The 10228-nt window shown below is 69.7% G+C and carries 1 protein-coding gene and 1 pseudogene; both read left to right on the top strand.

Translation table 11 applies throughout. The annotated features are described in order from the left end of the window. The first annotated feature begins 358 nt into the window (after positions 1-358). The gene (locus ACSMEV_RS13790) at positions 359-6709 is read left to right on the top strand and encodes an amino acid adenylation domain-containing protein (protein ID WP_459205646.1); all 6351 of its coding nucleotides are present in this window, start codon (positions 359-361) and stop codon (positions 6707-6709) included. A gap of 399 nt (positions 6710-7108) precedes the next feature. Next, a pseudogene (locus ACSMEV_RS13795) lies at positions 7109-10141 on the top strand (non-ribosomal peptide synthetase); the annotation flags it as partial. Positions 10142-10228: the final 87 nt, after the last annotated feature.

Here is a 10228-nt window from a genome sequence, read left to right on the forward strand (position 1 = left end):
TACTTACGGGGCAGAGAGTCGGTTCGATGGGCAGTGGCGGACCTGCCTTGACAACGCGAGGGCCCCTCGAGCGGAGCGAAACATGCAGTAATAAGCGCCCGCTGGACAGATGGGTCGAGCGGCCGCGTGCGGGATGGTGGCCAGTAGATTGACGCCATAATCCCGGCGACGCTCGGCGTGCCTCCAGCCGGGGGCGAATTTGTAGGTCATTGGCCTATGCAACCTATGGCCATTGGCTTACAGGCATTTCAGCGACCCAGGACAGGACGGCGCATGTCCGGGTTTCGGGGGCCAGACGCCGGGGCATGGCAGTGCTTGAATCGGGCGATCTCCCCCCTCAGATGGATCTGACCCGCCCATGCCCGCCGCCCAAACCTTTGCCTTGACCGTTGCCCAGCGCGACATCTGGTTGGACCAGATCAGCCATGGTCCTTCGCCGCTGTACAACATTGGCGCTTATGTGCAGCTCGACGGCGCGCTGGACGTGGCTCGCCTGCGCGCCGCGCTGGCGCACCTGGTGGCGTTGCACGATGGACTGCGCACGGTGTTGGTGGCGACCGACGGCATGCCGCGCCAGTACTTCGCCGAGGGGCTGGACGTAGCGCTGACCGAGCACGACTTCAGCGGCGAGCACGATCCCGTCGCCGCTGCCCAGGCCCTGTTGCGCGCACGCATGCAGGCGCCTTTCGTATTGGAAGGCGGCGCCTTGTGGGGCACGCAGTTGATCAAGCTGGGCAAGCAGCGCTACTTTTTTGCCTTGCAAGCCCATCACCTGATCCTCGACGGCTGGGGCGTCGACCTGTGGTTCAAGCAGATCGCCGACCATTACGGCCTGCTTGGGCAGGGCCTGCCGTTGCCGGCCACGGCACCGTCGTACCGTGAGTTCATCGAAGACGACGCGCAGTATCAGACGTCGGCCCGCCACAGCCGCGACCGCGACTACTGGTTGAGCCAGTACCAGCGCTTGCCCGATGCGCTGCTGGTCAAGCGCGAGCGCGGCGCAGCGCCGGACGGCACCCCCAGCGCAGTGCTCGAACGACCCTTCGATGCGCGCCTGCTGGCACGCATGCGCCAGCTGGGCAGCGACCTGCAAGCCTCGGCGTTCCATGTGCTGCTCGCCGCCATGCACGTGTGCTGCGCACGCACCTGGCAACGTGACGAATGGGTGCTCGGCGTGCCGGTGCGCAACCGCGGCAATGCCCGCTGCAAGTCGACCCTGGGGCTGTTCACCCAGGTCAGCGCCCTGCGCATGGCCTCAGGTCGCGAGCGCTCGTTCGCCGAGGTGGTGCAAGGCATCCGCGATACGCTCAAGCAGGATTTCCGCCACCAGCGTTTCGCCCTCAGCGAACTGAACCGCACCCTCGGCGCGCTGCGTGAGGAACGGCCACAGTTGTTCGAGCTGATGGTGTCGTTCGAAGAGGACGACAACGACCTGCGCTTCGGCGCCGCCAGCGGCCACACCGTGATGGTGTGCAACGGCCACGAGCCGACGCCGTTGAGCGTGCATCTGCGCAGCAACAGCCATTGCGACAAAGCCCACCTGCACCTGGTGTACAGCCGCGCCTGGTTCGGCGCTGATGAGGTCGAGGCGCTCGCCGCGCGACTGCTGCATGTGCTCGAACAAGGGTTGCGCCAGCCGGCCCTGAGCGTCGCCGCCTTCGACCTGCCGACCGCCAGCGAGCATGCGCAGTTGCAGCGCTGGAACGACGCCGCCGTGGCGCCGCAGTCGACACCTGCGCTGATCCATCGGCGCATCGAGGCCCAGGCCCAGGCCAGGCCCGATGCGATAGCAGCGCAGCACGAAGGCCAGACCCTGAGCTATGGCGAGCTGAACCGACGCGCCAACCACTTGGCACGGCGTCTGCTCGACCTGGGGGCCGGGCCCGACGAGCGCGTGGCGGTGGTCGCCCAGCGCGGCCTCGACACCCTGGTCGGTCTGCTGGCCGTGCTCAAAGCCGGGGCCGCCTATGTGCCGATCGACCCCAGCCACCCGCCGGAGCGGCTGGCCTACCTGCTGCAGGACAGCGCGCCGCGGGTGCTGCTGACCCTCGCCCGATTGAGCGATCGACTGCCCGCGCACGACCTGCCGCACATCGAACTCGACCGCTGCACTTGGCAGGGGGCGAGCGACGAGGCGCCCGTCGTGGCAGGGCTCACGCCGCAGCACCTGGTCTATGTCATCTACACCTCGGGCTCCACCGGTCTGCCCAAAGGCGTTATGGTCGAACACCGCATGTTGGCCAACCTGGTCGATTGGCACTGCGCCAGTTTCGAGGTAGGGCCTGGCCGGCACCAATCGAGCCTGGCGGGCTTCGGCTTCGATGCCATGGCCTGGGAGGTCTGGCCGGCCTTGTGCAGCGGCGCGACCCTGCATCTGGCGCCGGCCCGCGACGGCGCCGAAGACATCGACGCCCTGCTGCGCTGGTGGCGGGCGCAGCCGTTGGACGTGAGCTTCCTGCCGACCCCGGTGGCCGAACGGGCCTTCGCCCAGGGCGAGCCGCACCCGACCCTGCACACCCTGCTTATCGGCGGCGACCGCCTGCGCCGTCTTTCCCGCGAGCGCAGCTACCGGATCGTCAACAACTACGGACCGACCGAGGCCAGCGTGGTGGCGACCTCGGGCGAAGTGCACGCCGGTGGGGCGCTGCATATCGGCAAGGCCGTGGCCAACACCCGCCTGTACGTGCTGGACGAACAACGCCAACTGTTGCCGATCGGTGCGGTCGGCGAGCTGTACATCGGTGGCCAGGGCGTGGCCCGTGGCTACCTGAACCGGCCGGAACTGACAGCCGAACGCTTTCTCGACGACCCCTACAGCGCCGAGCCCGGCGCTCGGCTGTACCGCACCGGCGACCTGGTGCGCTGGTTGGCCGACGGCACCCTGGAATACCTGGGGCGCAACGACGACCAGGTGAAGGTGCGTGGCGTACGGGTCGAACTGGCTGAAATCGAAGCGGCCTTGGTCTGCCACCCGGCACTGCGCGAAGCCGTGGTGCTGCTGCGCGACGGCCAACTGCAAGCGTGGTTCGTCGCCCAGGCACCGGTGGCGCCGCGGGCGCTGCACGACCACCTGCACGAGCGGTTGCCCGCCGCCTTGCTGCCGGTGGCCTACGTCGGCCTGGAGCACTGGCCGCTGACCGCCAACGGCAAACTCGACCGCCGTGCCTTGCCGGCCGCCGACGAAGCGGCCAAGGTGCGCCGCGAGCACGCGCCTCCCGAGGGTGAAATCGAGCGACGCCTGGCGCTGCTGTGGGCCGAGCTGCTCCAGGTCGAGCGGGTAGGGCGGCACGACCACTTTTTCGAATTGGGCGGCCATTCGCTGATGGCGGTGCAGTTGATCGAGCGCATGCGCCAGCAAGGCCTGCAGGCCAACGTGCAGGTGTTGTTCGGCCAACCGACCCTGGCCAGCCTCGCGGCCGCCGTCGTGCAGGGCGAGTCCGCCGCGGTGCCCGGCAACGGCGTACCGCCGGGCTGCCAGCGGATCACCCCGGCGATGCTCAGGCTGACGACGCTCGATCCGGCCGCCATCGACGGCATCGTCGCGGGCGTACCGGGCGGCGCCGGCAACGTGCAGGAGATCTACCCGCTGGCACCGTTGCAGCAAGGCCTGCTGTACCACCATGTCACCGACGCCCAAGACCCCTACCAGCAGCACGTGCTGTTCGCCTTCGCCAGCCGCGAGCGTCAGGAGGCCTTCGCCGAGGCGTTGCAGCAGGTGATCGACCGGCATGACATCCTGCGCACCAGCTTGGCCTGGGAAGGCCTGGCGCAGCCGCAGCAAGTGGTGTGGCGCCAGGCGCGCCTAGCCATCGAAGCGTGGGTGCCCGAACGACCCGGCACGGACGTCGCGGCACAATTGCGCGCGGCCTACGACCCGCAACGCCGCCCCCTGGACCTGCGCCAGGCGCCCTTGCTGGCCTGGGTGAGCGCCGAGGACCCGGCGCAGGGCCGTTGGCTGGGCGTGCTGCGCTTCCACCACCTGGTCAACGATGCCGTCTCCCTGCAAGTGCTGCTCGGCGAGCTCGACGCGCTCATGCACGGGCGCGGCGGGCATTTGCCAACGCCTGTGGCCTACCGCGATTACGTAGCGCGCAGTGGCGCCAGCGAACGCCTGGCCCGGCACGAGGCTTTCTTCAGTGAAGGATTGGCCAGCATCGAACCGCCCGCGCCTCTGCCAGGGCTGGGCGGCGCAGCGGTGGACGAGCACGCGCTGCACAGCCATGCGACGGCCCTGGACAGCAGCTTGACCGGCCTGCTGCGCACGCGGGCGCGGGAGCAGGGCATCAGCCTGGCCAGCGTGCTGCACCTGGCCTGGGCCCAGGTGCTCGGCAGCCTGTCGGGGCGCGACGAAGTGGTGGTCGGTACGGTGCTGTTGGGCCGGGCCGTGGCCGGTGCGGGCGCCGACCGCGCATTGGGCATGTTCATCAACAGCCTGCCGTTGCGGGTCGGCCTGGCCGGCCGCTCGCTGGGGCAGGCGCTGGCACAGACCCAGGCCGGCCTGGCCGCCTTGCTCGGCCACGAAGACGCCCCCTTGCTGCTGGCCCAGCGTTGCAGCGGCTTGCCCGCCGCCACACCGTTGTTCAACGGCTTGATCAACTACCGCCAGGGCGCCTTGCCCCAGGGCGAGGTGCTACCCGGTGTGCAGCTGCTGAGCGCCAGCGAAGTGCTGAGCCACAGCCTGGTGCTGACCGTCGATGACGTGGGCGATGCCTTGCAGCTGGGCTTGCGCGCCCCGCAAGCGGTCGGCGCGCCCCGTCTGCTGGACGCGCTGCTGACCACGTTGCGCCAGTTCGCCGAACCGCAAGCAGTCGATCGCCCGCTGGAAGCCACGTGCAGCGTGCCGGCCGCCGAATTGCAGCGCCTGCTGCACACCTTCAACCAGACCGAAGACCCCCAGAGCCCGCTGGGCAGTACGCTGCCCGCGCTGTTCGAAGCCCAGGTGCGGCGCACGCCTCTGGCCACCGCTTTGCAAAGCGAAGACGCCAGCCTCGACTACCGCACGCTCAACGGCCAGGCCAATCGCCTGGCCCATCGCCTGATCGCCTTGGGCGTGAAGCCCGATGCGCGGGTGGCCATCTGCGTGGAGCGCGGTGTGCCGATGCTGGTGGCGCTGCTCGGCGTGCTCAAGGCCGGTGGCGCCTACGTGCCGCTCGACCCGGGCTACCCGGCGGCGCGCCTGCGCTTCATGCTCGACGACAGCGCGCCGACCGTGGTGCTGGTGCAGGGTGCGACCCGTGGCCTGTTCGACCCGCAGTCGACACCGCTCCTGGACCTGGACCACGACGCCTGGCCGGCCTGTAGCGCCGAAAACCCGCAGGTGCCTGGCCTCGGGCCGGCGCAGCTGGCCTACGTGATGTACACCTCCGGCTCGACCGGCACGCCCAAGGGCGTGATGGTCGAGCATCGCGGGCTGTGCAACCTCATGCACTGGGGCTCGCTGATCTGCCCGCCGAAACCGGGCGATGCTCTGTTGCAGCGCGCGCCCTTCGGCTTCGACGGCTCGGTGTGGGAGCTTTTCTGGCCGCTGTGCGCCGGCTTGCGTCTGGTGCTGGCGAGCCCCGACGGCCACCGCGACCCGGCGTATCTGGTCGGATTGATCCAGGCGCAGCGCGTCACCACGGTGAAGTTCGTGCCGGCCCTGCTGCATCAGTTCCTCGAACAGCCGGGGGTGGAGCGCTGCACTAGCCTGACCGATGTCTTCTGCGGCGGCGGCGAGCTGACCCTGGCGCTGCTGCGCCAGGTGCGTGCGCGTTTGCCGGCGGTGCGCGTGCACAACGTCTACGGCCCCACCGAAGCGACGGTCGATAGCACCGCCTGGACGTTGCACGCGCATGAGCCGCTCCCTGCGCAGGCACCGCCCATCGGTTGGCCCATCGCCAACACCCGCCTGTACGTGCTCGACGCGCACGACCGCCCGTTGCCGTTGGGCGCGGTTGGGCAGTTGCACATCGGTGGCGTGGGCGTCGCCCGCGGCTACCTCGGCTTGCCGACGCTGCAGGCCGAGCGCTTCATCGCCAGCCCGTTCGTCGCAGGGGATAGGCTGTACCGCACCGGCGATCTGGTGCGCTACCGCGCAGACGGTGCCTTGGACTTCGTCGGCCGCAACGACTTCCAGGTCAAGCTGCGCGGCCTGCGCGTCGAACTGGGCGAGATCGAAGCGGCCTTGATGGCGCACCCGGACATCGGGCAAAGCGTGGTGCTCATGCGCGAGGAGCGCCTGGTGGCCTATTTCACCTGTGCTCAAGCCGGGCCGTTGCCCGCCCTGGAAGCGCTGCGCAGCCACCTGCTGGCGCGCATGCCCGAGTACCTGGTGCCTCAGGCTTTCGTCGCCTTGGCGCAACTGCCCCTGAGCGCCAACGGCAAGGTCGATCGCCAGGCGCTGCCGGCCCCTGGCCCGGACGCGGTGATCAGCCGCGAGTACCAGGCGCCGCAAGGCGAGCTGGAGACGGCGCTGGCGGCCATCTGGACCGAGGTGCTGAAGATCGAACAGGTCGGCCGCGAAGACAATTTCTTCGAGCTGGGTGGCCATTCGCTGCTGGCGGTGGGGCTGGTGGCGCGCATGCGCCAGGCCGGCCTGCACGTCGACGCGCGCACGCTGTTCAGCCAGCCGACCCTGGCGGGGCTGGCGGCCAGCACACGCCGCGAGCAGGTCGCGGTGGTGATACCGCAGACCACCATTCCCAGCCTGGGCAAGCGCCGGCGCCTCTAACCCCCGCAGGCGACGGCCGGCGCGGTGCGCCACCGCCAGCGGCATGTGGGCGGGCCTCTCGGCCTGCCTGCACAGCCGGCTGCCGGCGTGCCGCTGTGCGCGGTTGTCCCTGCTTCCCCTGTCAGACCGTGCGGTCACGCTCCTTTAGCCTGTCCGCGACTCCTATTTCCAGGCAAAGCAGGATGCTTACCGATGCTCTTCAGTGAATTGATGGCCGCTCTTTCCCTCCTTGCGATCCGACTCCAGCGCGAAGACCAGGACCTGATCGTCCTGGGCGACGACGACACCTTGGACGATGCCCTGTGGGACGCCCTGTCACGGCACAAACCGGCCTTGCTGGAGATGCTCGCCGAGCGCGACGACGACTGGCTCAGCCCGGCGTTCCAGATCACCCCCGACATGCTGCCGTTGGTGCGGCTCGACCAACAAGCCATCGACCGTATCGTCGCCAGCGTGCCGGGCGGCGCGGCCAACGTGCAGGACGTCTACCCGCTGGCGCCGTTGCAGCAAGGCATGCTCTACCAGCACCTGGCAGCCGGTGACGGCGATCCGTACCTGGCCCAGGTGCAACTGCGCTTCGCCAGCAAGGCGCACTTGGACGCCTTCGCCGATGCGCTGCAATGGGTGATCCAGCGCCACGACATCCTGCGCACCGCGCTGCACTGGCAGTACCTCGACGAGCCGGTGCAGGTGGTGTGGCGGCAGGCGACGCTGGTGCGCGAGGCCATCGCGGTCGACGGCAGCCAGGCGCTGACGCGTCTGTGCGAGCGCTTCGACCCCCGCCAATACCGCCTCGACCTGCGCCAAGCCCCGCTGATGCAATTGATGCACGCCCGCGGCGAAGGCCAGACCTGGGTCGCCCTGCTGATGTTCCACCACGTGGTGATGGACCATACCGCGCTGGACATCGTGCGCCGCGAGATCCAGGCGCACCTGGCCGGCGAGTCGGCGCAGCTGCCGGCGCCCATGCCGTTTCGCAACGTGCTGGCCGCCGCGCGCCTGGCCTTGGACGAGCAGGCCCACGAACGCTTCTTCCGCGACATGCTCGCCGACATCGACGAGCCGACCCTGGCCTTCGCCCAGCAAGACGCCGGCGACCAGGTGCTGCAGCAGGCGCGGCTGACCCTGCCTGTCGCCCTCAGCCAGCGCCTGCGCAGCCAGGCCCGGGCCTTGGGAGTGAGCCCGGCGAGCGTGCTGCACCTGGGCTTCGCCCGCCTGGTGGGGCAGTTGTCGGCGCGCCAGAGCGTGGTGTTCGGCAGCGTCCTGCTGGGGCGCATGACCACCGGCGACGGCAGCGAGCACGCCCTGGGCATGTTCATCAACACCTTGCCGCTGCGCATCGACCTCGGCGCGCAGGGCGTGCGCGAGGCGCTGCTGACCACGCACCGGCGCCTGACCGCCTTGCTCGGCCATGAGCAGGCCTCCTTGGCCCTGGCCCAACGTTGCAGCGGGGTCGCGGCGCCGGCCGCGCTGTTCAACAGCATGCTCAACTACCGTCACAGCGCGGCGGGCGATGCGGCCGAGGTGATCCCGGTGGCCCCAGGCATCGACATCGTCGGTGCCGAGGAGCGTACCGACTATCCGTTGACCGTCAGCGTCGACGACCTCGGCGACGACCTGCGCCTGACCGTGCAGAGCTTGCCGCAGTGGGGTGCGACGCGCCTATGCGAGCAGTTCGAGCAGGTACTGGCCCGCCTGGTCGAGGCACTGGAGCACGACCCCGGCGCGCCCCTGCAAGGCCTGGCTGTGCTGCCGGCGGCCGAACGCGAGCAGGTCTTGCAACGCTTCAACGACACCGCGCAGCGCTATGCGCAGGGCCAGACCGTGCATGGGTTGGTCGAAGCCCAGGCTGCACGTGCACCTGCGGCGCTCGCGCTGGTGCAGGGCGAGCAGACCCTGAGCTATGGCGAACTGAACCGGCGCGCCAACCAATTGGCCCATCGTCTGATCGAGCAGGGCGTGCAGGTCGGCGATCGGGTCGCCTTGTGTCTGCCGCGCGTCGCCGAGCGCATCCTCGGCCTGCTGGCGACCCTCAAGGCCGGCGCCGCCTACGTGCCGGTGGACCCGACGTATCCCGCCGAGCGCATCGCCTATCTGCTGAGCGACAGCGCGCCAGCCCTGGTCCTGGCGACCACGGCCATCGACGGTCTGCCGGAGCTGCCACGGCTGGACCTGGACCAGCCCAGCGCATTCGCGCCGGATGACAGCGATCCACTGTTGCCCGACCTCGACGCGCAGCACTTGGCCTACCTGGTCTACACCTCCGGCTCCACTGGCCAGCCCAAAGGCGTGATGATCGAACACCACGCCCTGGCCAATCTGGTGCACTGGCATGGCCAGGCGTTCGCGCTGACGGCCGAGTCGCATTGCTCCAGCGTGGCCGGTTTCGGCTTCGACGCCCTGGCCTGGGAGGTCTGGCCGACCCTGTGCGCGGGGGCGACCCTGCACTTGCCGCCTGCGCACATCGGCAACGAGCACGTCGACGAACTGCTCGACTGGTGGCTGTGCCAGCCGTTGCAGGTCAGCTTCCTGCCCACGCCGGTCGCCGAACAGGCGCTGCGCCGGGACCGGCAGCACCCGACCCTGCGTACCCTGCTGGTCGGCGGCGACCGCCTGCGCCAGTTCGACCGCGATCCAGGCTTTGCCGTGGTCAACAACTACGGGCCGACCGAAACCACCGTGGTCGCCACGTCCGGGCAGCTCAGCCCGGGCGGTGCCCTGCACATCGGCCGCCCCATAGCCAACACCCAGGTCTATGTGCTCGACGAAGGCCTGCAACCGGTGCCGGTCGGCGTGGCCGGTGAGCTGTACATCGGCGGCGCGCAGGTGGCGCGTGGCTATTTCAACCGGCCGGAGCTGACCGAGCGCAGCTTCCTCGCCGACCCTTTCAGCGACGCGGCCGGCGCGCGCCTGTACCGCAGCGGCGACCGGGTGCGCTGGAACGCCGACGGCACGCTGGATTTCCTGGGCCGTAACGACGACCAGGTGAAGGTGCGCGGTGTGCGCGTGGAGCTTGGCGAAATCCAGGCCGCGCTCAACGCGCAGCCAGGCATCGCCGATGCCGTGGTGCTGGTGCGCGAGGGGCGCCTGCTGGCCTGGTTCACCGAGGCCGCGCCGGTCGATCCCGAACGCCTGCGCCAAGCCTTGCAGGCCAGCCTGCCTGCGCAGCTGGTGCCGCTGGCCTTCGTGCGTCTGGAGCAACTGCCGCTGACGGCCCATGGCAAGCTCGATCGCCGCGCCTTGCCCGACCCCGACGCCGGTTCGCTGGCCAGCTGGCACTACGCCGCGCCGCAAAGCCCGACCGAAGCGGCCATGGCCGCGATCTGGGCCGAAGTGCTGGGGGTCGAGCGCGTCGGGCGGCACGACGACTTCTTCGAGCTGGGCGGCCATTCGCTGCTCGCCGTAACCCTGGTCGAACGCCTGCGCAAAGCGGGCCTGGTGATCGATGTGCGGGTGCTGTTCGCCCAGCCGACCGTGGCGGCGCTCGCCAGCGCGGCGGCCATCGGCGTCGATGCCGCC

Source organism: Pseudomonas sp. MLB6B, from assembly GCF_054508135.1.